We start from the raw sequence: 23,166 nt of genomic DNA, 5'->3' as shown, positions 1-23,166 counted from the left end.
GTCTTACTTAGCCAGTTTTGCGAAGTGTTCCAAAGTGCGAACCAGCTGTGCAGTGTAGGACATTTCGTTGTCATACCAAGCAACAGTCTTAACCAGCTGCTTGTCGCCAACAGTCAGAACTTTGGTTTGTGTTGCATCGTACAGGGAACCGAAAGTCATGCCCTTGATGTCGGAAGATACGATTTCATCTTCAGTGTATCCGTAAGTTTCCGGATCGGAAGCTTCTTTCATTGCTGCGTTGATTTCTTCAACAGTTACGGATTTATCAAGAACAGTAACCAGCTCAGTCAGGGAACCTGTAGCAACAGGCACGCGTTGTGCTGCTCCGTCAAGTTTGCCTTTCAGTTCTGGAATTACCAGACCGATTGCTTTTGCAGCACCGGTAGTGTTAGGAATGATGTTTTCAGCAGCTGCACGTGCGCGTCTGAAGTCACCTTTAGCGTGTGGAGCATCAAGAGTGTTCTGGTCGCCAGTGTAAGCGTGAATAGTAGTCATCAGGCCTTCAACGATTCCGAACTTGTCGTTCAGAACTTTTGCCATTGGAGCCAGGCAGTTAGTTGTGCAAGATGCGCCGGAGATTACTGTTTCGGAACCATCAAGGATGTCATGGTTAACGTTGTAAACAACAGTTTTCATGTCGCCAGTAGCTGGAGCAGAGATAACTACTTTTTTAGCTCCGCCTTTAAGGTGCTTTTCAGCAGCTTCTTTAGTTGTGAAGAAGCCTGTGCACTCCAGAACGATGTCTACACCGAGGTCGCCCCAAGGCAGTTCTTCTGGGTTACGGTTCGCAAGAACCTTAACTTCTTTACCGTTTACTTTGAAGAATCCGTCATGAACTTCAACGTCTCCCTGGAATTTACCTTGAGTTGTATCATATTTAAGCAAATGAGCAAGCATCTTAGCGTCAGTCAAGTCGTTGATTGCTACCACTTCGATACCTTCTACATTTTGAATACGGCGGAATGCAAGGCGTCCAATACGTCCAAAACCGTTAATACCAACTTTTACACTCATTGAATAGTTCCTCCTAGATTTCGTTTTATTTATTCAAGACAAGCCGTGAAGCTCGTCAAGACAACAATGTTAAGTATAATGCAAAATAACTGCGGGCGCTCCCCATATCCTGGAATCTATAGCACATGCTGCAACTCTATGTCGATTTCTTTGCCGATTTCGACAGCAGCAGCCTCATCAATAACCAGAATATCCTCTTGTCCGAAGCGCAGCATTGCGTGGATTGCCTTGGCTTTGCGTTTGCCCCCTGCGATACCGATAACGACCTCTGTACGGAGGATATCCTCTAACCGCAGCCCGATCGTACGCATGGTATGGACAACCTCACCAGCTTCATTAAAATAGTAGCCGAACGATTCGGCAACCGCACCTTCGGCCTGAATCTCCGAGACCGTAGTCTCATCCAGCCTGCGGCGGCGGGTCATTTCCAGGGCATCGCCTATCCCATGAACAATAATACGCGATCTGCGGATGATTTGTACAATCTCTCCGATGTTCGAGTCATGCCCAAGCGACTGGTAGGCTTCCTCGCTGAGCAGATCCGGCACATGCAGCAGACGGTAATTTGCTCCGATCCGCTTAGCCATGGTTGAAGCAATCGTATTGGCCTGAATCTCCATGCTCTCTCCGAGCCCTCCGCGTGCAGGGACAACCCATGCATTCTTATAGGAGGCGGATAAAGGCAGGGTCAGCTGGTCAGCCATCTCAGCAAGTGTAGAGCCGCCTGTTACGGCGACGGTGTCGTCACTGTGCAGCACACCCAGAAAAGCCTTGGCGCCTGCACGCCCCAGCTCACGCTTGGTGAACGGGGATGATTCGCAATCCCCGGGCACGATTATTACTTTACTAAGATCATACGTTGAGCGGATCTTCTCTTCCAGATCGTCCAGGCCAAACAGGCTCTTGGCGATCGGCTCCAGCAGGTCAAGCGTTCTGCGACCGGCATCGCTAATACGCATGCCGACACTCTCGATCTCAATGAGCCCTTGCGATTTCAGAAGATCCGTCTCGGCGCGCAGTACCCGCTCGGTCATATCCAGCGACGCGGCCAGTGTTCTGCGTCCAATAATATCGGACAGCATGATCTGATGTAGAATCGTGTAACGTCTCTTAAGGGTTTCCATGAGATCCGGCAGAAGCTGCTTTTGGATTTCCAATAAATTGCGCATGCTTTCACTCCTGCAACTTCGTCTTTCTCTATTCCCTTGTTCGTGGTCTCAAAATGTCCCGGGTTAACTTTTTAAGTCCCACTCATATTCTAACCAAATATTACGCGGAGTGCAAGTCATCCGAGAGTATAATTCTCAACCGCTTTTCATCTTATACATCTGACACCACGTGGAAGAGAGAGGCAGCACAGACGGGACAGCCGAAACAGCCAGTTATCCCGTTTTATTGGAAAACCGGTCTCCTTCTGTTTTCAAAGTTATTTTTGAGGACATGCTTGTAGAGGATTGCATTTATTAGTTTGATGTATTATAATAAATTCTGTTGCGCCCGTGGTCCAATGGATATGACGTAGGCCTCCGAAGCCTGAGATCCAAGTTCGATTCTTGGCGGGCGCGCCATTAATTTCATGTTTGTACATAATTTAGCAGTTGTCCTACTGTTAATTAACCAAAGAGCCGCTTGTCGGCTCTTTTTTTAAAAACTAAGTTTGACTTTCTTTGACTTTTTGTTTGATTTTGTTTATCATGTGGTTAATACGGTAACAGTAAAAATGAACACATTCGAAGAACATATTCAAGGAGGTTTTACACGTGAGTTATATTCCTATGGTAGTAGAACAGAGCAACCGCGGCGAACGCGCTTATGACATCTATTCCCGCCTGCTGAAGGACCGCATTATTTTCCTTGGAACGGATGTTAATGACGTGGTAGCCAATTCCATCATCGCACAAATGCTGTTCCTGGCTGCCGAAGACCCGGACAAAGACATTCACCTGTACATCAACAGCCCGGGCGGTTCGATCACAGCCGGTATGGCTATCTTTGATACAATGCAATACATCAAACCGGATGTATCCACAATCTGTGTGGGAATGGCTGCTTCCATGGGGGCCTTCCTGCTGAACGCCGGTGCCAAGAGCAAGCGCTTCGCGCTGCCGAACAGCGAAATTATGATTCACCAGCCGCTGGGCGGGGCTCAGGGCCAGGCAACGGATATCGAAATCCGTGCCCGCCGCATCCTGAAGCTGCGCGACAAGCTGAACCGCATCCTTTCCGAGCGTACCGGCCAGCCGCTGGAACGCATTGAGAAGGATACAGACCGCGATTACTTCATGACTGCCGCTGATGCAGCTGAATACGGTATCGTTGATAAAGTTATCGAGAAGACATTGCCAGCCGGCGTGTAAGCTCCATAACAACAAAGAAGGCTGCCGGGACCATTATAGGTCCGGGCAGCCTTCTTTTTGATACACAGTATAATCAACTTTTACCCTGGGCAGGCATACTTATGCTTTAACCCAGCCGTCCATACCCCAGAGCGTCCAGCTTGCCGGCTATAACCCGGTAGCCCCTGCCGTTGGGATGAATATGGTCAAGGAATAATAAGCTGCGTTCATTGCCGGCAAATTCGTTATAGATGGAGGCAAACCCGCAGACCCGGCTGCTGTAGCCGGAAGTATAGCGGTTAAACTGCCGGACCCACTCCGTTGCTTCATCTATCTGCGGGTAGGGATTATATAATCCGACAATCCGGATAATGTAGGGCTTATTCATGCCCGCATTTAGCTGCGACAATGTGCCCATAATATCATTGATGTTACGCTTGCAGCCCCGCAGTGCCTTTTGCAGCAGCGGTGACAGATCACCGGGACGGGCTCCTGCTGCCTTGGCCGCCTTGATCAGGTCATTTCCGCCAATCGATATCGTAATCAGATCAGCCTCCTGCACAGCCAGGCGGAAGTTATAGTCCCCCTTCAGCCGCTGCTCCAGCCCGTCCGTGGTCAGGCCGTTTACGCCGAGATTCGTCAGCCGGACGGGTGTCCGCAGCCGGGCCTCCGCCATTCTGCGGTAGACCGGCACGAAGCCGTTCCCGGGCAGCGCCCCGAAGCCCGTCGTCAGGGAATCCCCGATTGCTGTGTACTGATAGCTCATCCTGCTCCTCCTCCCTCCTGCTAAGCGGTAGCTTTCTACAGCTTATGAAGAGGAGAGGCGCTCCGTAACGGCAGGGTGTCCCAATGTGCGCAGGCTCTATCCTAGCCTTACTTCAGCGAAGCAAACGGACTGCTGCCATCCGGCAGCAGCTCCTTGAACGTAAAGGTAAACTGCGGGAAGCCGGAAGCATATGCGGTATACTCATACAGCTGGAAGAACACAACAAGCTTGCCATCCTTCAGGTAGAAGTATTTCTCCGAATTCAGCCCGGTGAAGCCGCCGAGGTAACCGCCCTCTGCTTTGATCTGCTTAGCCAGCTTGGCATTCAGCTCTTTTTTGTAATTCGGATTGGCCTTCAGCAGGTCACCGATCAGCAGGCGCTTACCATCCTTCAGCGAGAAGGTAAACGCATTGCGGTAGGTCATCCCATGAGCTCCGCCGGTATAGCCGTATTGCTCTGTCACAAGGCTGAGTACACCGTCTTTGTTGTACGTAACAACATAGCCGCCCTGGAATTCATACGGCCGGTCATCCTCTGTTTTGTTGGCAATCTGCTTTTCGGCGTCTGCCGCATAATTGAGAGTCTGCTGCTTGAGCATATCATTGATCTTTTTCTGCGCATCAGAATTAGCCAGTCCGCTGACCTGCGGGTAATCCAGCTTGATTGGAGCATCCTCCGACTCCTTAATGAAGCTCTCTGTATTAATCGTAATGGCGTTTTGCTTCTGCTTCATAATGTTCAAACGGCCGGTAGCAGCGCTCCAGTCCCCCTGGTAGCCCAGATAATCGGTCATCAGATCAAACGGGATGTATAACCGGTTATTTATATTTTTTGCTTCATAATCTCCGAGAAAATAATTATTTACAGAAATAGCGATGCTGTAATCCGAAACCATCAGCTTAGTTAACGTGTTACCTTTGCCGATAGAATAGATTTTATCAGCCTGATCATAGGTGACGGGCATTTTCAGGCTATCCCGCAAAAAGCTGACAGGCACCCATACCTTCCCTCCGCTGTATACACCAGTCTGCGGCGTAACAACGCCATTCCATTTCAGCACAACTGAAGATTGGACTGCCTTGGCCTGTGCTGTTGCCGGTGCAGCTTGAGCAGCTTCTGCAGGCAGCAGCCCGCCTCCGAGCAGCAGCCCTGCCGCCATCATTCCTGTTCCCCATTTACGGAGCTGTTCCTTAAGTATAATATTCATAACCGTTTCCCCTTCCGCTGGTACGATGATTGACTTGATGTTTCTCCCAAGACCCGGAAAGCTGGCTGTCCCCGGCTCACTCTTTTTATTATAGAGGGTACTTCTGCCGCGGTTGTTACAATTTACCTTACAGTTTCTTAAGCTTTTACAGCAAATTTAAAGGGTCTTGTTACAATTTCTTAAACAAAATGAGAGAACTTCTACCCGGTGCATTTAATCAGATAAAAAAGACCCCGCCACGCCATTTACGGCAGAAGCAGGGTCCTGTTAATCTGTTTCCTATTTCAATTCATACACTACGCTAAGCTGGGTAGTAACCTTAACCTGGCCCGGCTCAACAGAGGTGCCTCCGGCAGTGTCTGCGGAAGCCTTGCTCATTGCTGCATTTTCCATGTAAAATACAGGGTTGTTGTTGTCTTCATTCTGGGTTACCGTAACGACCTGGCCCAGGCTGCGTTTAGCAGCTTTAGCAATGGCTGCAGCTTTTACGTCAGCATTAGCCATAGCCTTCTCGATAGCCTGCGCTTCAAAAGCGGAAGGGTCTTCAATCGCAAACTGCGCGTTGCCGATGTTGTTCGCGCCTGCAGCTGAAGCTGCATCCAGCAGTGCGCCGACCTTGGTCAGATCACGGTAAGCAACCTGCAGCGTGTGCTGTGCAATGTAGCCTTTTACCTGCTGTCCGTCCTTCTCGCTGTAGGTGTAGTTAGGCTGAACGTTGAACTGGGTGGTCTGAATGTCCTTGTCAGCAATTCCCCACGTTGTCTTGAGCTGCGCGGTTACCTTGGCGATCTTGGCTGCATTGGCCTTCTGCGCATCCTGCGCTGTTTCGGCGGAGGAATTCGCACCGATCGACAGATAGACGATGTCCGGCTTGATCGAAAGCTCGCCTTTGCCTGTTACACTAACGATGTTACGGGTGATTTCTTCAGCCGCGTAAGCCTTCTCAGGACCTTTAAACACACTGCTCAGCCCCATTCCTCCAACAATTAAACTTCCTGCCAGCAATACTGCTCCAATTGATTTGCCCCATTTTTTCATGCTTAGCTTCCCCTTTCAGGTCCTTTATTTGTTTGGTATCCTCTAGACGGGCCTCATTGGCAAAAGTTGCATTGTTACCATCATATTTTAAAGAATATTTGAAGAAATTAAAAAAAGCCCCGGAGGGCTTTTTATAATGCATTAAGGTCAGGCCTGGTCACCGGTTATTACTGGTTCTCCAGCTCTTCCTTGCTAACAAGACTTGTCAAAGCGGTTACAGCCTGATCCGCATCCGCGCCGTCCGCGCTGATATAAATCTCCGTGCCGGAACTGATCGCCAGGCTCATAATGCCCATGATGCTTTTGGCGTTAACTTTTTTATCGTCCTTTTCCACGAAAATCTCCGACGAAAACTTGTTGGCTTCCTGCACGAACAATGCTGCCGGCCGAGCGTGGAGCCCCGTCTTCAACCGAACAACTACCGGGTGCTTTGTCATGAAACGCTTACCCCCTATTTGAGATCTGCCCAAAAATTTCACATTAATTTTATAATATTATATCATTATAACCGCATCCACACTAGAAAAAAAATAATTAGCCGCCGCGGACCTTCTCCGCCAGCTCATCAATTTTGCGCAAACGGTGGTTTACTCCAGATTTACTGACGCTCCCCTTCAGCATCTCACCGACTTCCTTCAGGTTGATATCCGGGTGTGCCAGCCTGATTTCTGCGACCTCCCGCAGCTTATCCGGAAGACTCTCCAGGCCCACCTCACGCTGCAGCAGCTTAATATTCTCAATCTGCCGCACCGCCGCACCGATCGTCTTGTTCAGGTTAGCCGTTTCACAGTTAACGATGCGATTCACGGAGTTGCGCATGTCACGCATAATCCGCACATCCTCAAATTTAAACAGCGCCTGGTGCGCCCCGATCAGGCTCAGGAACTCGATAATTTTCTCGCCTTCCTTGATGTATAGGATAAAGCCTTTTTTGCGCTCTATGCAGCGGGCATTCAGGTGAAATTCACCAGCCAGCTCCACCAGCGCTTTGCAGTGCTCTTCATACATGGAAGCGATTTCCAAATGATAGGAAGAGCCCTCAGGGTTATTTACCGACCCGCCGGCCATAAAGGCGCCACGCAGATAGGCCCGTTTGCAGCAGTTTTTCCCGACGATCTCCTCGTCTATACCGTCATTAAAGATGAAGCCCTCGGATACAATATGCAGATCCTTCAGAATCTCCTGCACCCGGCTGGGGATGCGGACAATATAAACGTTATTCTTCTTCAAACGCATTTTTTTACGCACGAGCAGCTCGATATGGACCTGGTAATATTTCTTAAGCAAAGAATATACCCGCCTTGCAATCGCGGCGTTCTCCGTCGAGATGTCCAGAACCACCTTTTTGCTCGAAAGCTGCACAGAACCGTTCATCCGGATCAATGCTGACATTTCCGCCTTCTCACAGCAGGGCGGGCTCTCCACCATCGTCAGCTCTTTCTTCGTAAGGGCCGCAAAAGACAAGGGGCTCACCTCTTTCATGTTCATTGAAGCTTGTTTATCTGGAAATCCAATCCTTAACCAGCTGATAAATATGGTGGCTCAGCTTATCTGTATCATGCCTCAAATAGGTCTTGAACAGTACCAGCTTATCAGCAATGACCTTGTACCCGTTGCCGTCAAGCACATCCCGGTCAAGCAGCACGGGGCGTGCGCCCTTCTCGGCATATTTGACCTGAACCTGCTCCGGGATCTCCCCGTCGTTAACAATGACATAATCGAACAAATGCTGGCCGATATGCTCGTATACGGCTTGAAGATGGTCGCTGACAGTATAATTGTCCGTCTCTCCCGGCTGGGTCATGACATTGCAGACAAAAATTTTGATCGCATCCGACTCGACAACAGCCTCAGCCAGCTTGGGAACCAGCAGATTGGGCAGGATACTGGTGTACAGGCTGCCCGGCCCGCACAGGATGGCATCAGCACTGCGGATCGCCTCCAGCGCCTCAGGCAGCGGTTCCACATCAGCCGGCTCCAAAAACACCCGTTTGATCCGGCCGCCGGCCTCGGGTATTTTGGACTCACCTGTAACGATGGTGCCGTCAGCCATCTCGGCGTGCAGCACCACCGCATCTCCCGCCGCAGGCAATACACGCCCCCGGACGGCGAACAACCGGCTAAGCTCGCGGACAGCAGTAACGAAGTCGCCGGAAATGTCGGTGAGTGCAGCGAGGATCAGGTTACCTAGGCTGTGTCCGGCAAGTCCCTCCCCCGTGCTGAAGCGGTATTTCATAATCTGCGCCATCAGCGGCTCTACGTCAGCCATCGCTGTCAGCACATTGCGGATATCGCCCGGCGGCGGCATCTGCAGCTCACTGCGCAGAATACCCGAGCTGCCTCCGTCATCCGCCACCGTTACGATCGCTGTAATATCAAGCGGCTTCTCCTTCAAACCGCGGAGCATAACAGAAAGCCCTGTACCGCCGCCCATAACGACGATACGCGGACGTTTCTCTTGTTCTTCAGCCACTATAGATCCCTTCTCTCGTTAATGCCGATCACGCTCGGAATCCCGATGGCTGACCGCTACCGTCTCCGTCTCGCTGACCCCCAGCATTTTGCCCAGATATTCCGAAATCGCTACCGAACGGTGCTTGCCGCCGGTGCAGCCGATGCCGATAATAATCTGGGATTTTCCCTCTTTACGGTACTGGGGAATCAGGAAGTGAAGCATATCCAGCAGCTTGGTCAGAAAAACCTGCGTTTCAGGCCATTTCATTACATAGTCGTATACATCGCTGTCTTGGCCGGTTTTAGGCCGCAACTGATCCACATAATGCGGATTAGGCAAAAAGCGGACATCAAACACGAGGTCTGCATCGATCGGAATCCCATACTTAAATCCAAAAGAAGTAATATTAACAGAGAATGTACTCTTTCCAAGGTGGGAAAATCTTGTAACGATCTTCTCCTTCAGCTGGACCGGCTTCATACTGCTCGTATCCAGGCACAGGGTGGCGGAATTCTTCAGCTCCTCCAGCATCTGGCGCTCCAGCCGGATGCCGTCAAGCGGCATGCCCTTGGGAGCAAGCGGATGGTGGCGGCGGCTCTCCTTGTAGCGCTGAACAAGCACGGAATCGGTAGCGTCCAGAAACAGAATTTCGCAGCCGATCGTTGACTCGTTTTTGATGTAAGTCAGGGATTCTGATAAAGCGGTAAAAAACTCCCGCCCCCGCAGGTCAATGACGAGCGCTACCTTGGCGATCTTTCCCTTGGACTGTTCAATCAGTTCGGCAAACTTTGGAATCAGCACCGGCGGCAGATTATCAACACAGAAGAAACCAAGGTCCTCTAAGCTCTGTACGGCAATCGTTTTGCCTGCGCCTGACATGCCTGTAATAATAATCAGGGTGGCGCCGCCCGTTTCGGAGTGCTCCAATTCGGTCATGAGAGCGTTCCCTCCCTATGAATAGTATATGAATAATTCCAGTCTTTTAAGAACGCAGCAGAAGGCCGGCTGCCCCAATAATACCGGCATCATTGCCAAGCTCTGCAGGCACGATCGTAACGCCTTTCTGCAGCGGCTCAGGAGCCAGCTTGGCGAATACGCGGCGTACTTCATCAAACAGGATATCGCCTGCCTTGGATACGCCTCCGCCTACAATGAATACTTCCGGATTCAGCACGGCAGCAACTGCGGCCATCGATTTACCCAGATAGAATGCAGCGCGGTTAACGATACGAAGTGCTACCTCGTCCCCGGCCTTTGCCGCATCAAAAACTTCCTTAGCTGCAATTTTCTCTACAGCAGAAAGCGAAGTACGGTCTCCACGCGATACAGCATCATTAGCCATACGGATAATGCCTGTAGCCGAAGATACGGTCTCCAGGCAGCCCATGTTGCCGCAGCCGCACTGAATGGCTTCCAGATCAGGTACAACAGAAATATGACCCAGCTCTCCGGCTAATCCGGCGAAGCCCTGATATACCTTACCGTTAATGATAATACCGCCGCCCACACCGGTTCCCAGCGTATAGCAGACGCAGTTATCGATGCCGCGGCCCGCGCCGCTCCAGGCTTCACCCAGTGCAGCCACGTTGGCATCATTGTCTATTTTGACAGGCTTGTTAAGGCGTCCCTCCAGAATGGAACGGATCGGCACATCTCTGAACCCTATGTTCGGCGCAAGAATGATGATTCCTTCACGAATATTTGTAAATCCGGCCAGGCCTGCTCCTACACCGGCAAGCTGTTCCCAGGAATATGGAGACTCCTCCACAATCTGACGAACGTATTTCTCGATGTTGTCGATGACGGTATCGACGCCATCCGCAGTCCCCGTAGGCCCTTCGAAAGTATGAAGCAAGGTCCCTTCGGCATTGCAGATTCCAACTTTAATCGTGGTACCACCTAAATCCACACCAACGTAGATATGTTCAGACATGTAACAAGCCACCTTTTTCTATGCTAAAATAGTTAATCCTACGTACCCACTATAATAGAAGCCTCCCCTGCGGTCAAGGAAAGGCGGCACACCCGGGTTCCTGCGCCAGCCGATATACAAGCCCCGATAAAACAGCCTGTCCCCGCAGTCGCTCATGAATCCTTTTTACAGGCATATTAACGTTGTATGCGTTATCATTATAATCTATGACTTGTACTGCAATACTGCTTATCCGCCATACTATTTTACAAAAAAAGGCACGGGCTGTAGCCCGCACCTGTTCACAGCTGTTTTCTATTCTGATAAAATCCGTTTTTGGCCTTCCAGCGCACGGATCGGAGCAATATTCTGGGTGAATTCAAGCGTCCCCATGTAACGGCCTGCCTCATCGCGTACTGCGAAGTAACGGATATAAATGAACTTATCCTTAATGTTAATCCAGAAGTCCTCGGCATCCTTACGTCCTGCCTTGAAGTCTTCCAGCAGCTTTTCGACTACGTGCACGCTTTGCGGCGGATGACAGTTCTGAACGGTACGGCCGATAACCGCCTTGGTCCGGGCAAAAATCCGCTCCTTGCCGTGGGAGAAGTAACGCACTACATCATTCTCATCGATGAAGGTCAGGTCCACCGGCAGATGATTCATCAAGGTTTCCAGCTGGTGCAGGGACAGCAGCCCGGTTTCAAAGCGGATAAAGCCCTGCGGGCTTTCGCCGGCCTGCTGTTCCTCTGCTGCGGCAGATGCTCCTTCCGGCTCAGCTGCACGCTCCGGAATCCACTCCTGCTCAGGCGCGGCCAGACAGAAGCCGATCTCGTCGCTTTCACGGGCGATTTTGACCCATTCATCCTCGGTCAGCTTGTCTAGCGCCATCGGCAGCAGAATGTTTTCTTCCTTAAAGATCATTTCGTTGACTTCCTGAATAATATGGGCCAGCTGCTCACCGATCTGTTCCTTGTTGCCGCTGTAGGAGCTGAGCGCTGCCTTGGCTTCCTTAATCATCGCACGGATTCCGTCATCCACACCCCACATCACCTTGGTCGGACCGTAGATGCCGTATCTCTCCAGGTAAGGGAACAGCAGGTTTTCTTTGCGGCTGTAATGCTTATCAAGATCAAGCAGCAGGCTCAAATCCTCCAGCAGCTTGAAAATAATTTCGTCGCTGTCATTCTTCTGGAACTTGCCGGCATGCAGCTCCAGGCGGAAGTTAACCAGCTTTTCAATTTCGCGGTTCTCCAGCTTAAACGTATGCACCGGATGACCCGGCTGCTCCTCTGGCTTCGAGGAACGGTGAATCTGCTCGATTGATCCTTTGAAGATCGCCGTATGCACTGAACACAGGCGCTGTACCTCAGATACAGGGATGCCCTCTTCAGTCATCAGGGAGTGCTCCATCGCCGAAATTTCAGCCACCGTTACATCACCTACCGCTTCAGCAAAGCGGGCTTTCACCTCATCCACACTTTTACCGGCATGCAGCTCTTTAATGATCTCCTTCAGCATGGCCTGGCGGCGGGTCTGCTCAGGTACGTCCACTTCACGGTTGTTAATTAATTCACTCATTTTACTCTCTCCTTTGTATTCGGATTGCTTCTATTCGATAATCTCGAAACCATGGCGGACAAAGGTCTGTCTGATGGCTTCCGGATCCATTTTCTTAAGTTTGATTCCCTTCGCCAGGGTCATGAACCGGCCTGCGGTCTGCAGCATCCCCGGTTTGGCTATATCCTGAAACCCCAGCTCCACCATAATGCCGGTTACCTCGGGATGCCGGCTCACCAGCTCGAATATGGACTCATCCATTCTCAGCACTTTGCTCATGATCACCATTCCTTTTCCTTCAGCCCACTTATTGAGAACTCTTCTCAACATCAGCTTAGCATAGGCTATAGCCGTATATTGTGATTGCAATCACTAAGTTACTGCTGCTATGTACTTTATTTTTTAAATAAAAAAACCGGCATCCCGCAGAAGCGGAATTACCGGCTTAATCCTTTAATGAATCTTCAGTTCATGGTCCTGGTTCTGGTGCTTCACCTTTACTTATCGAGGCTTTCGCTCCAGTCATGGACCATTGTGCCTTCCAGATACTTCTCTGCATCCATTGCTGCCATACATCCGGTTCCCGCTGCGGAAATCGCCTGCCGGTAACGGGTATCCTGCACATCGCCGCAGGCGAATACACCAGGAGTGTTCGTCTCTGTTGTACCCGGATTAACCACAATGTACCCGTTGGCATCGGTTGTGATCTGGCCGCCCAGGAAGCCCGTGTTAGGGGTGTGCCCGATTGCCACGAATACACCATCTGCCTCAATCAGCTCTTCCAGGCCTGTCTCGTTGTTGCGCACAGTCAAGCCTTTAACTCCCGTCTCCCCGACTGTCACGGCCAGCGGGGTGCGGTTAAGCGCCCAAGCCACCTTGCTGTTCTCCCGTGCCCGGTCCTGCATAATCTTCGAGGCGCGCAGCTCCTCGCGGCGGTGAACCAGTGTCACACTCGACGCGAAGCGGGTCAGGAAGCTGGCTTCCTCCATAGCGGAGTCTCCGCCGCCGACAACGATAATCTTTTTGCCGCGGAAAAAGAACCCGTCACAGGTAGCGCATGTGCTTACCCCGCGCCCTACATTCTCCTGCTCGCCCGGAATTCCCAGATAACGTGCGGAAGCACCGGTTGAAATAATGACCGATTCCGCCTCAAGCACACCGAGCCCATCCACCTTCACTTTGAACGGACGCTGTGAGAAATCGACCGATTCCACCCAGCCGTTCTTGAACTGTGCACCAAAGCGCTCAGCCTGCTTGCGCATATTCTCCATCAGATCAGGGCCGAGAATCCCCTCAGGAAAGCCAGGAAAGTTCTCCACTTCTGTCGTCGTTGTCAGTTGTCCGCCCGGCTGCAGCCCTTCTATTACGAGCGGGCTGAGATTAGCGCGGGCTAAATAAATAGCGGCAGTGAGCCCTGCCGGGCCTGTTCCGATTACAATCGTTTTGTACATCACTATGGCCTCCTTACGAGTAGGTAATGATTTATTAGAAGAAACAGCGGCGGGCCTTCTAAGAGCCCTGCCACCGATTCGGGTAAACAATATAAGGATGCAGAATCCCGCTTCAATTATACCTGCTTGCTTATATTACCTTGCCGGGGTTAGATATTCTCTGTAGAAGAAGGCATATCCCCCTGCGTTATTTCCTGCTCTTCCGCCGAAACAGGGCTTTCCTTCAGGCTGCTTCCAATCAGCCGCTGCAGGCTGACCAGTGCCGCTTCCTGCAGCTTCTCCTCCTGAAGGGGCTCCTGCTTCAGCAATTCGCCCAGCACCTCGGACATCTCTTCATCCTCAATCCAGCGTAGCGCCTCCGTAACCTGCATTCTGGTCCCTGAATCTCCGTAGCGCAGCGCCCAGAAGAATGAGGCCCGCAGCAGCGGGTTGTTCCGGACCTCTGCCGTGAAGCTGCTCTCATTGTTCTTCCACTGCTTAAGCTGCTCCTGAAAAGGCAGCTGATAGTTATAGCTGACCGGCGACATCGCCCGGTCCTCTGCCAGCACCTGCTGCAGCTGGGCAAGAAAGAAGGCCGGTACAGGCGACGCCGGATCAAGCTTGGCGGCCTGCCGCCAGCAGCGAAGGGCCTCGCTGTATAACCCGCTGTTGCTTGCTGCAGCAGCGCAATAATGGTAGAGGCTCGCGTCTGCACCAACCTCTTCATCCTTCAGCAGGCGGCGGAAGTGGCCGTAGGCCGTCTTATGCCGGCCCAGGATGCCCATCGTGGTGGCCATTTTGAACACATGCTCCTTGTGGAAGGGCACAGTAGCTTCAAGCCTTTGAATCAGCGTATCCAGCTGGTCACGGTCTCCGGCATACTGCAGGAAAATCGCCATATTGCAGAGGGCATGCAGATTGCCCGCATCCTGCTCCAGCACCTCGGCCAGACATTCCTTCGCTCTTGCAAAACGGCCCATATAGAAATAGGCCAGCGCCAGATTGTTATGGGCTGCCAGAAAATCCGGTGTCACCTTCACAATCTCCTCAAGCAGGTCTACTGCCTGCGGAAACTTGCCCTCCTCCAGCAGGGCCCGGGCACGGTCGTGCTCCACAACCCCTTCCCGGCTGCGGATCCGGATCAGCGGCGCGGGACGGTCCAGCTCATACTGCAGCAGCTCCATCAGCTCCTCGGACTCAGCCAGGTACTCACCGGCGGCATCCTGCTCCAGATACGTCATCAGCGAGCGCTCTGCCTCCTCGAAGCTCTCCATATTGGCATAATTATTAGCCATATAGAAATGGCACTCGGTCATGCCCGGGTCAATCTTCTCCAGCACATGGGTCAATATCTCATTGGATGCTTTATAATTACCCATCTCTGATAATATACCAGCCATGTTGCAGTGATTAACCGGATTCTGCGGCTCATATTCAACAGCTTTGCGGAAATTCTTTAATGCCTTATCATATTGAAAGCGGTCCAGCGACCGAACGGCTCTTTCAAAGAAAAAATTGGCATCCAGAGTCACCGGAATGACATTGCTTAACTCCGCTTCATCTGAAGTTCTCTCAATCATGGAAGCAAGGCACCTCCCTTTGTAAGCTTCCTTATCCTCACGCAAAAATAGGAGAACAGCGCCATTAAGGCACCACAGGCTCCTATCTGCAGCAATCTATCGTTTCCATTTCTGGCCGTAGCTGCTTCACACAGTATAACACAAGTGAGCGCGGGATTCTCAAGCTAAGGGCAGGTGGCACCTCAGGAAAATAGATGTAGCTCCTGCACCGTCAACGGCACAGCAAAAAACGCGGGAATTATATTCCCGCGTCTCTGAATAATTTATCAATAGATCCGCCTTCGATAATAATGCGCGTGGCTTCCGCCAGCATCGGTGCAACCGACAGCACCTTGTAGCGGGTAGAATGATCATCAGGCAGCGCTATCGAGTCAGTGACCACAATCTCATCAATATTGTCATGATCCATACGTGTCAATGCATCGCCGGAGAACAGGCCGTGTGTCGCACAGACAATACTGTTGCCGGCTCCGCGTTCCTTCAGGCCCTCCACCACATTCACAATTGTCGTGCCGGTATCAATCAGGTCCTCAATAATAATCGGCGTTCTTCCCTCAACATCTCCTATCACATGCGTGATAACAGATTCATTATGCGCCGGACGCTTCTTGATCATAATCGCAAACGGCGAATCCAGCCGGCTGGCCAGCTTCTCGGCCATGGAAGCGCGGCCTGCATCCGGAGACACCACTACCGGGTTCGAGATATTCTTAACCTTCAGGTAGCCGCTGATCAGATCAAGCGCAGTCAGATGATCCACCGGAATGTTAAAGAAGCCCTGAATGGCTGCCGCGTGCAGATCAATCGTAATAACCCGGGTCGCTCCTGCGGTGGTCAGCACGTCGGCAACCATTTTGGCCGAAATCGGCTCACGCGGTGCAGATTTGCGCTCCTGTCTGGCATACCCGTAATAAGGAACAATGATATTTACTGTTCTTGCCGAGGCCCGCTTGGCGGCATCGATCATGACAAGCAGCTCTACAAAGAGCTCGTTAATAGGATGAGCGAGGGATTGCACCAAAAATACGTCACAGTTCCGGATGCTCTCTTCATAATGCACATAAATCTCACCGCTCTTAAAGCGGGTCAGCTTAATCGGGCTGAGGGGTGCACCAAGACGCTCCGCGATGTCCGCAGCCAGCTTCGGATTAGACGAACCGGAAAAAATACGCAATTGATGATGCTGCATAGTACCCTCCTGGGGATCATAATTTATAGTTTGAACGGAACGGATGACCGGCGCCGGTCTTCAAACACAGCCAGCTCACGGAATCCGGTACGCCACAGCAGACTGCGGGCTTCCTGCAGGCCGTCACCCAGCTTGGCCGGGTCGTGGGCATCAGAGCCGAGTGTAAGCGGAATGCCAAGCGTGAACGCCTGCTGCAGCACATGCTCCGCCGGGAACATTTCCGCGCAGGGCTTGGTCAGGCCGGAAGCATTCAGCTCCATGGCAATGCCGCCCGAGGCTATCGCCTGCAGGGTGGTAAGCTCCAGTTCCCTGGCCTCTGCCTTCTCTTCCGGACTCTGCGGGCCGTAACCGAATCTTTTAATGACATCCATATGTCCTATAATATCATATAATCCCGATAACGCCGACTTCTTCACCGCATCATAATAACGGCGGTATACGTCCATTACCTTTTTGCCTTCCCAGCCCCCTGTCTGCCGGTGATCGGTAATATCCCACTCCCCCAGAAAATGCACAGAGCCGATCAGATAATCCCAGGGATACGGTGACAAAAGCTCGCGGATCTGCTCCTCATAGCCTTCGATATAATCCGCTTCCAGCCCTACCCGCAGATCAATGACGCCGCGGTAGCGCTCCTTCAGCGTCAGGCACTCCTCGACGTACCGCGGGAGCTCGGCCAGAGGCATAGCCATTTCAGGGTAATAGCTGTCCGGATTCACATGAATCAGCGGCAGATGATCGGACAGGCCCAGCTGCTGCAGGCCCAGCTCTATCCCGCGCTGCACATACTCCTCCAGCTTCCCTACCGCATGCCCGCAGCGCTCATGATGGGTATGATAGTCGATATGCATCCCTCTAACCCCCTCTTAGTCGCGGCGCGGACGTTCGTGGCGGGCGCTCAGCTCGTCCAGAATCTCATCCAGCGGCAGCTTGCGCTCCTGCAGCAGCACCAGCAGGTGATAGATCAGATCGCTTACTTCGAGACGGAGCTCGGCATTGTCTTTATTTTTGGCGGCGATAATGGTTTCAGAGGCTTCCTCGCCCACCTTTTTAAGAATCTTGTCTACGCCCTTATCAAACAGATAGGTTGTATAAGCACCCTCCGGGCGCTCGATTTCCCGCTCAGCAATTACCCGCTCCAGTTCGCCCAGTACGGCAAAACGCCCTTCATCTGCACTCGCGGTGCGCTGAGGATCCGCTGCTGCCTGTCCGGTAAGCGGGATTTCACGGTAAAAGCAGGTATTCTCCCCTGTATGACAGGCCGGCCCCTCAGGAATCACCTTCACCAGCAGCGTATCACTATCGCAGTCGTAATGAATGGAAGTAACCGCCTGGGTGTTGCCCGAGGTTCCGCCCTTATGCCACAGCTCACTGCGGGAACGGCTCCAGAACCAGGTCTGGCCGCTCGTAAGCGTAAGCCGCAGCGACTCCGGATTCATGTAGGCGAACATCAGCACCTCCAGCGTACGCGCATCCTGCACTACGGCAGGCAGCAGCCCGGAATCATTCCAGCGGATATTTTCGATAATGGCTTCTTGTTCTTGGCTCATCGGATTTCTACCCCTTTAGACTTCAAATCTGCCTTCAGATCATGGATTGCAATTTCTTTATAATGAAAAATAGTAGCGGCAAGCCCTGCATCGGCCTTACCTTCGGTAAATACATCGTAAAAGTCGCCGATCTTCCCGGCTCCGCCTGAAGCGATTACAGGGATGCCTACCAGGCTGCTCACTGCTGCGGTCAGCTTCAGGTCGAACCCGTCCTTGGTTCCGTCAGCGTCCATGCTGGTAAGCAGAAGCTCACCGGCGCCCATCCTTTCGGCCTCCTTGGCCCAGGCCAGCGCCCGGATTCCCGTCGGCTTGCGCCCGCCGTGCGTATACACTTCCCATTCGCCCCATGCCTCATTATATTTGGCATCCATTGCCACTACAATACACTGGGAGCCGAAACGGCGCGCCCCTTCCAGAATAAGCTGCGGGTTGTTGACAGCGGCGGTGTTGATGCCGATTTTATCGGCACCGGCGCGCAGAATCCGCTTCATATCGTCCGGGGTCGAGATGCCGCCGCCGACCGTAAAAGGAATCGCGATCTCCCCGGCGGTCTGGCGGACGACCTCGACCATCGTGGCGCGTCCTTCTACCGAGGCGGAAATATCCAGGAACACCAGCTCATCCGCACCTTCACGGTCATAAATCGCCGCCAGCTCCACCGGATCCCCTGCATCGCGCAGATTAACAAAATTCACACCCTTGACTACCCGCCCGTCCTTTACGTCCAGACAGGGAATGATACGTTTGGCTAACATGCGTCACCCCTCCAACTGCTTTCCAATATTACAATCTTTTCATGCAAAAGCTTTTTCGATCCCCCTAAATCCCCCTTAGCCAAGGGGGACCCCAAGGGCCCCGGCCCTCTGGACACCCGGATAGCTGTCTTAGGAGAGGCCGAGGCGTACCCGGCAACAATGTGCATGCAGCGCTAGCCCCTGCGGGGCCGCTTAGACACTGGGCGCTCCTGCATTAAACCACTTAAACGGATTAGACGAATCTGGTTCTATTTCTGCCCAAGCGCCGAAAGCGCTTCGGTCAAATTGATATTGCCGGTGTACAGCGCCTTGCCGACAATGGCTCCGCCGATACCGCTGCCGCTATGTACATTCAGGCGCAGCAGGTCATCCAGGACGGTAACACCGCCGGAAGCGATGACTGTCCGCCCGCTGGCAGCAGCCATGGACAGGATGCCCTCGATGTTCGGGCCCTGCATCATACCGTCACGCGAGATGTCGGTGTAGATGAACGTTTCCGCTCCCTTAGCCGCGAGCTCTTTTGCCAGATCCTCTGCACGCACTTCTGAAGTGTTCAGCCACCCGTGTGTTGCCACGTAGCCGTTCCGCGCATCAAGGCCAATCGCCACTTTATCACCGTATTTAGCCAGCACCGCTTCTGTGAAGGCATGGTCATTGATCGCCGCCGTCCCGATTATCACCCGGCTGACGCCAAGGCCGAGCAGCTTCTCCACATCAGCCAGCGAGCGCAGTCCGCCGCCTACCTGTACAGGGACATTCGCATTTTTGGCGATGGCGCCGATGATAGCATCATTTACCGGATGTCCGGCCTTGGCACCGTCCAGATCGACGAGGTGGATGAACTTACCGCCTTGCTCTTCCCACGATTTTGCCACCTCTACCGGGCTGTCGTTGTAAATGGTCTCCTGGGCGTAATCACCCTGCTGCAGTCTTACACACTTTCCATCCCGGATATCAATCGCCGGATATACGATAAAAGAAGACATGTGGCGCTCCCTGCTTTCCTTATAATAGATTGATAGCGGGCTTACGCCCGCCCCTGCACGTTCTTTATCCGCAAAAAATTTCCCAGCAGCTTCATGCCCAGCTCTCCGCTTTTTTCCGGGTGAAACTGCATACCGTACACGTTATCCCGGCCGACTACTGCCGTTACCGGATGCCCGTAATCGGTGACAGCAATCAGGTCATTCTCCTGCTCCACCTCTGCGTGATAGGAGTGGACAAAATACACATGCCCTTCTTCAAGGCCGTCCAGCAGCGGACTCTGCGGCTGACGGAAGCTCAGCTTATTCCAGCCCATATGCGGCACCTTGTAGCCCTCACGCGGGGCAAAACGCACGACTGCACCCGGCAGCATATCCAGTCCGGTATGCTCCCCGTGCTCCTCACTGCTGCTGAACAGCAGCTGCATGCCGAGGCAGATGCCCAGCACCGGCTGGCCGCCGGCGGCAGCCTGCTTCACGATCCCGTCGAGACCGCTTGCGCGCAGCTGCTCCATCGCATCGCCAAACGCACCGACGCCCGGCAGAATGACGCTGTCTGCTGTCAGAATCTCCTCAGCTAAGCCTGTCACCAGGCTTTTATAGCCGAGTCTTTCCACGGCCTTGCTGACGCTGTGCAGGTTGCCCATGCCGTAATCGACAATTGCAACTGTCATGCTACAGCACTCCCTTCGTAGAAGGCACACCCTTTACACGCGGATCAATCAGTGTCGCTTCATCCAGCGCCCGGCCCAGTGCCTTGAATACCGCCTCAATCATGTGGTGGGTATTAGAGCCGTAGTGTACGATGACATGCAGCGTAATCCGTGCCTCCAGCGCAAATTTCCAGAGGAACTCGTGCACCAGCTCTGTAGAGAAGCTGCCTACCTGCTGCGACGGATACTCTGCCCGGTACTCAAAATGCGGCCGGTTACTGATATCAATCACAACCTGCGCAAGTGCCTCATCCATCGGAACAAAGACGCTGGCATAACGCTTGATCCCTTTTTTATCACCCAGCGCTTCACGCAGCGCCTGTCCCAGACAAATACCGATATCCTCAACCGTGTGGTGGTCATCAATATCGATATCCCCGCGGGCCTGCACAGACAGGTCAAACTGGCCGTGCTTGGCGAACAGATCCAGCATGTGGTTCAGAAAGGGCACATCCGTTTCCAGCTCGGCAACACCGCTGCCGTCAACACCAAGCGACAGCGTAATATCCGTTTCATTTGTTGTGCGGCTTAGACCGGCCTTGCGCTCTGCCAGCTCATTATTGTTATTCTCCATCTTCTTCTCCACCCTTCGCTTCGTTCTCCAGTCTGATTTGAATTGCCCTTGCATGGCCCTCCAGGCCTTCACGTCTGGCCAGCTCCATAATCGTCTCCCCGTCACGCAGGAGCGCTTCCTTGCTATAGTAGATCAGGCTTGATTTTTTTATAAAATCGTCCACATCGACCGGCGAAGCAAACCGCGCCGTGCCGTTGGTCGGTATAATGTGATTCGGTCCGGCAAAATAATCGCCCACCGGCTCCGAGCTGTACGGCCCGAGGAAGATCGCTCCGGCATTCTCGATGCTGCCGAGCAGGCCCATCGGATCTGCCGCCACCACCTCCAGGTGCTCCGGCGCCAGCCGGTTAACCACCTCAATGCCTTCCTGCAGCGAGTCCACAACGATAATCGCGCCGTGGTTCTCAACCGAGGCGCGCGCCACCGCCTCGCGCGGGAGGTCCTGCAGCTGCCGCTCGACCTCGGCAGCCACGCTGTCCGCCAGGCTGCGCGACGGCGTCACCAGGATGGCCGAGGCCATTGTGTCATGCTCGGCCTGGGAGAGCAGGTCGGCCGCGACGTAGGCCGGCTCGGCGGTATCGTCGGCGAGCACGACGATTTCACTCGGTCCGGCGATGCTGTCGATATCGACAACGCCGTAGACCTCGCGTTTGGCGAGGGCAACATAGATGTTGCCCGGCCCGCAGATCTTATCGACCGGCACGATGGACTCCGTGCCGAAGGCCAGGGCGGCGACCGCCTGGGCGCCGCCTACCCGGTAAATCTCGTTTACGCCCGCTTCAGCGGCGGCAACGAGAATGTAAGGGTCAATCCCCGCCTTGCCGCCGGTGGCCGGCGGGGTGACCATAACGATCTCCGGCACCCCGGCGATTTGTGCCGGAATGACGTTCATCAGCACGGACGACGGATAGGCCGCCGTGCCTCCGGGAACATAGACGCCCACCCGCTTCAGCGGGCGGATGATCTGGCCGAGGATCGTGCCGTCCGGCTGCAGATCCATCCAGGAGCTGCGCTTCTGGCGGGCGTGGAACGCCCGGATGTTAGCTGCTGCTGCGCGGATGGCGGTGACAAATGAATCCTCGACCCGGCTGTACGCTGCCTGCAGCTCCTCGGGTGTCACCCGCAGCTCTGGTGCAGTCAGCACCGTGCGGTCGAACTGCTCCGTGTACCGGAGCAGCGCGGCATCGCCTTCTTTTTTTATAGTAGCTACAATTTGCTTTACGGTCTCGTTCTGCTCCGGTGTTCCGTACTCCACATCCCGCTGCAGCTTAAAATCCTTGCTCGACTTCACCTTCACCGCCGCTTCCCCCTTTTGCACATGTAAAGCTTTGTTCCTGTATCCCGACGCCTTCTATTTATCATTCGCCTGCCCGTAAGTCTTCGTGAGACATGCCGTTGCTTAGGCTTCCCGTTATTATTTCAGCTGTAAACCCGGCTCCCCGATAACCGCCTGCAGACGGTCGCACAGCTGTTGAATTTCATTGTTTTTCATCCGGTAGCTTACGCGGTTGGCGACAAGCCGGCTCGTAATTTCAAAGATGCTCTTCATTTCCACCAGCCCGTTATCCTTCAGCGTCTGGCCCGTCTCCACCATATCGACAATCCGGTCAGCCAGGCCGATCAGCGGCGCAAGCTCAATGGAGCCGTTCAGCTTCACAACCTCTACCTGCTGGCCCTGCTCACGGAAATACCGCGAAGCGACATTCGGATATTTGGTGGCTACCCGCTGCTGAATGCCCGGCTGCCAGTTCGGCAGGCCGATAATCGACATCCGGCAGCGCGCAATGCCCAGATCAAGCAGCTCGTACACATCGCGTTCCTCTTCAAGCAGCACGTCTTTTCCGACAATTCCGATGTCTGCTACGCCATATTCCACATAGGTAGGCACATCAACCGGCTTAGCCAGAATAAACTCCATGCCCGCCTCAGGCAATGATATAACCAGCTTGCGCGACTCCTCCCCGTCCGGGGGAATCGGCAGGCCTGCCTGGCGGAACATCTCTGCCGCTTTATTGTAAATCCGGCCTTTCGGCATAGCTACCTTCAGGATCTGCCCCATGTCACTAACCTCCGTTTCTTATCACTCTTTTAACTGCTTTATAA

The 23,166-nt window shown here is 53.2% G+C and carries 23 protein-coding genes, 1 tRNA gene and 1 pseudogene; 2 read left to right on the top strand and 23 right to left on the bottom strand.

Annotated features, from left to right (window positions below; translation table 11 throughout):
* Positions 1–3: 3 nt before the first annotated feature.
* Both gap and R70723_RS00865 read right to left on the bottom strand, forming a co-directional pair.
* Positions 4–1,014, bottom strand: coding sequence for a type I glyceraldehyde-3-phosphate dehydrogenase (gap, locus tag R70723_RS00870; RefSeq protein ID WP_039869063.1), 1,011 nt, complete (start codon positions 1,012–1,014; stop codon positions 4–6).
* A 116-nt stretch (positions 1,015–1,130) separates the two neighbouring features.
* The gene (locus R70723_RS00865; RefSeq protein ID WP_039869061.1) at positions 1,131–2,183 is read right to left on the bottom strand and encodes a sugar-binding transcriptional regulator; all 1,053 of its coding nucleotides are present in this window, start codon (positions 2,181–2,183) and stop codon (positions 1,131–1,133) included.
* Positions 2,184–2,507: 324 nt separating this feature from the next.
* On the opposite strand from R70723_RS00865, the gene R70723_RS00860 reads away from it, so the two are divergent.
* Positions 2,508–2,582 (top strand) — tRNA-Arg (locus tag R70723_RS00860).
* 192 nt (positions 2,583–2,774) lie between these two features.
* Positions 2,775–3,371, top strand: coding sequence for an ATP-dependent Clp endopeptidase proteolytic subunit ClpP (gene clpP / locus R70723_RS00855; RefSeq protein WP_039869060.1), 597 nt, complete (start codon positions 2,775–2,777; stop codon positions 3,369–3,371).
* Positions 3,372–3,477: 106 nt separating this feature from the next.
* On the opposite strand, the gene R70723_RS00850 is transcribed toward clpP, so the two are convergent.
* From R70723_RS00850 to hisG, 21 genes and pseudogenes are all read right to left on the bottom strand, one after another.
* Positions 3,478–4,116 (bottom strand): GDSL-type esterase/lipase family protein, encoded by a 639-nt coding sequence (locus tag R70723_RS00850; RefSeq protein WP_039869058.1) that lies wholly within the window; start codon positions 4,114–4,116, stop codon positions 3,478–3,480.
* A 107-nt stretch (positions 4,117–4,223) separates the two neighbouring features.
* A complete protein-coding gene (locus R70723_RS00845; RefSeq protein WP_047170986.1) occupies positions 4,224–5,324 on the bottom strand; it encodes a PdaC/SigV domain-containing protein in 1,101 nt (366 codons plus the stop codon).
* A 279-nt stretch (positions 5,325–5,603) separates the two neighbouring features.
* The gene (locus R70723_RS00840) at positions 5,604–6,362 is read right to left on the bottom strand and encodes an SIMPL domain-containing protein (protein ID WP_039869056.1); all 759 of its coding nucleotides are present in this window, start codon (positions 6,360–6,362) and stop codon (positions 5,604–5,606) included.
* Positions 6,363–6,529: 167 nt separating this feature from the next.
* The gene (locus tag R70723_RS00835; protein ID WP_019914358.1) at positions 6,530–6,799 is read right to left on the bottom strand and encodes an HPr family phosphocarrier protein; all 270 of its coding nucleotides are present in this window, start codon (positions 6,797–6,799) and stop codon (positions 6,530–6,532) included.
* 97 nt (positions 6,800–6,896) lie between these two features.
* On the bottom strand, positions 6,897–7,826 hold the full coding sequence (whiA, locus tag R70723_RS00830) for a DNA-binding protein WhiA (RefSeq protein ID WP_039869052.1): 930 nt from the start codon (positions 7,824–7,826) through the stop codon (positions 6,897–6,899).
* 34 nt (positions 7,827–7,860) lie between these two features.
* Positions 7,861–8,796 (bottom strand): gluconeogenesis factor YvcK family protein, encoded by a 936-nt coding sequence (locus R70723_RS00825; protein ID WP_179088085.1) that lies wholly within the window; start codon positions 8,794–8,796, stop codon positions 7,861–7,863.
* A gap of 57 nt (positions 8,797–8,853) precedes the next feature.
* Positions 8,854–9,753, bottom strand: a complete 900-nt coding sequence (rapZ, locus tag R70723_RS00820) for an RNase adapter RapZ (RefSeq protein WP_039869048.1) — start codon at positions 9,751–9,753, stop codon at positions 8,854–8,856.
* A gap of 46 nt (positions 9,754–9,799) precedes the next feature.
* On the bottom strand, positions 9,800–10,750 hold the full coding sequence (locus R70723_RS00815; protein WP_039869046.1) for an ROK family glucokinase: 951 nt from the start codon (positions 10,748–10,750) through the stop codon (positions 9,800–9,802).
* Positions 10,751–11,044: 294 nt separating this feature from the next.
* Positions 11,045–12,310 (bottom strand): DUF438 domain-containing protein, encoded by a 1,266-nt coding sequence (locus tag R70723_RS00810; RefSeq protein ID WP_039869044.1) that lies wholly within the window; start codon positions 12,308–12,310, stop codon positions 11,045–11,047.
* 30 nt (positions 12,311–12,340) lie between these two features.
* Positions 12,341–12,568 (bottom strand): DUF1858 domain-containing protein, encoded by a 228-nt coding sequence (locus R70723_RS00805; protein ID WP_039878068.1) that lies wholly within the window; start codon positions 12,566–12,568, stop codon positions 12,341–12,343.
* 218 nt (positions 12,569–12,786) lie between these two features.
* Positions 12,787–13,740 carry a thioredoxin-disulfide reductase gene (gene trxB, locus R70723_RS00800; protein ID WP_039869042.1) on the bottom strand — a complete coding sequence of 318 codons (954 nt, stop codon included), beginning with the start codon at positions 13,738–13,740 and terminating at the stop codon, positions 12,787–12,789.
* Between the two features lie 314 nt (positions 13,741–14,054).
* A pseudogene (locus R70723_RS00795) lies at positions 14,055–15,299 on the bottom strand (tetratricopeptide repeat protein); the annotation flags it as partial.
* 238 nt (positions 15,300–15,537) lie between these two features.
* Positions 15,538–16,488 (bottom strand): ribose-phosphate diphosphokinase, encoded by a 951-nt coding sequence (locus tag R70723_RS00790; RefSeq protein WP_039869041.1) that lies wholly within the window; start codon positions 16,486–16,488, stop codon positions 15,538–15,540.
* Positions 16,489–16,511: 23 nt separating this feature from the next.
* On the bottom strand, positions 16,512–17,339 hold the full coding sequence (gene hisJ, locus R70723_RS00785) for a histidinol-phosphatase HisJ (protein WP_039869039.1): 828 nt from the start codon (positions 17,337–17,339) through the stop codon (positions 16,512–16,514).
* A 15-nt stretch (positions 17,340–17,354) separates the two neighbouring features.
* A complete protein-coding gene (hisIE, locus tag R70723_RS00780; protein WP_039869036.1) occupies positions 17,355–18,038 on the bottom strand; it encodes a bifunctional phosphoribosyl-AMP cyclohydrolase/phosphoribosyl-ATP diphosphatase HisIE in 684 nt (227 codons plus the stop codon).
* Positions 18,035–18,793: an imidazole glycerol phosphate synthase subunit HisF gene (gene hisF / locus R70723_RS00775; protein WP_039869034.1), complete on the bottom strand. Its 759-nt coding sequence runs from the start codon at positions 18,791–18,793 to the stop codon at positions 18,035–18,037. The genes hisIE and hisF overlap by 4 nt, the downstream gene beginning before the upstream one ends.
* Positions 18,794–19,041: 248 nt before the next feature.
* Positions 19,042–19,779 (bottom strand): 1-(5-phosphoribosyl)-5-[(5-phosphoribosylamino)methylideneamino]imidazole-4-carboxamide isomerase, encoded by a 738-nt coding sequence (hisA, locus tag R70723_RS00770; protein ID WP_039869032.1) that lies wholly within the window; start codon positions 19,777–19,779, stop codon positions 19,042–19,044.
* 41 nt (positions 19,780–19,820) lie between these two features.
* A complete protein-coding gene (hisH, locus tag R70723_RS00765) occupies positions 19,821–20,450 on the bottom strand; it encodes an imidazole glycerol phosphate synthase subunit HisH (RefSeq protein WP_039869030.1) in 630 nt (209 codons plus the stop codon).
* A 1-nt stretch (position 20,451) separates the two neighbouring features.
* A complete protein-coding gene (hisB, locus tag R70723_RS00760) occupies positions 20,452–21,063 on the bottom strand; it encodes an imidazoleglycerol-phosphate dehydratase HisB (RefSeq protein WP_039869028.1) in 612 nt (203 codons plus the stop codon).
* Positions 21,053–22,360 (bottom strand): histidinol dehydrogenase, encoded by a 1,308-nt coding sequence (hisD, locus tag R70723_RS00755; RefSeq protein WP_039869026.1) that lies wholly within the window; start codon positions 22,358–22,360, stop codon positions 21,053–21,055. Before hisD ends, hisB begins: the two co-directional genes overlap by 11 nt.
* Positions 22,361–22,477: 117 nt before the next feature.
* Positions 22,478–23,122, bottom strand: a complete 645-nt coding sequence (hisG, locus tag R70723_RS00750; protein ID WP_039869025.1) for an ATP phosphoribosyltransferase — start codon at positions 23,120–23,122, stop codon at positions 22,478–22,480.
* Between the last annotated feature and the right edge of the window lie 44 nt (positions 23,123–23,166).

The sequence above is a fragment of the Paenibacillus sp. FSL R7-0273 genome (assembly GCF_000758625.1).
Classification (GTDB): domain Bacteria; phylum Bacillota; class Bacilli; order Paenibacillales; family Paenibacillaceae; genus Paenibacillus_AQ.
Note: the sequence above shows the minus strand (reverse complement) of the source record. Positions and strands in the feature narration are given on the sequence as shown.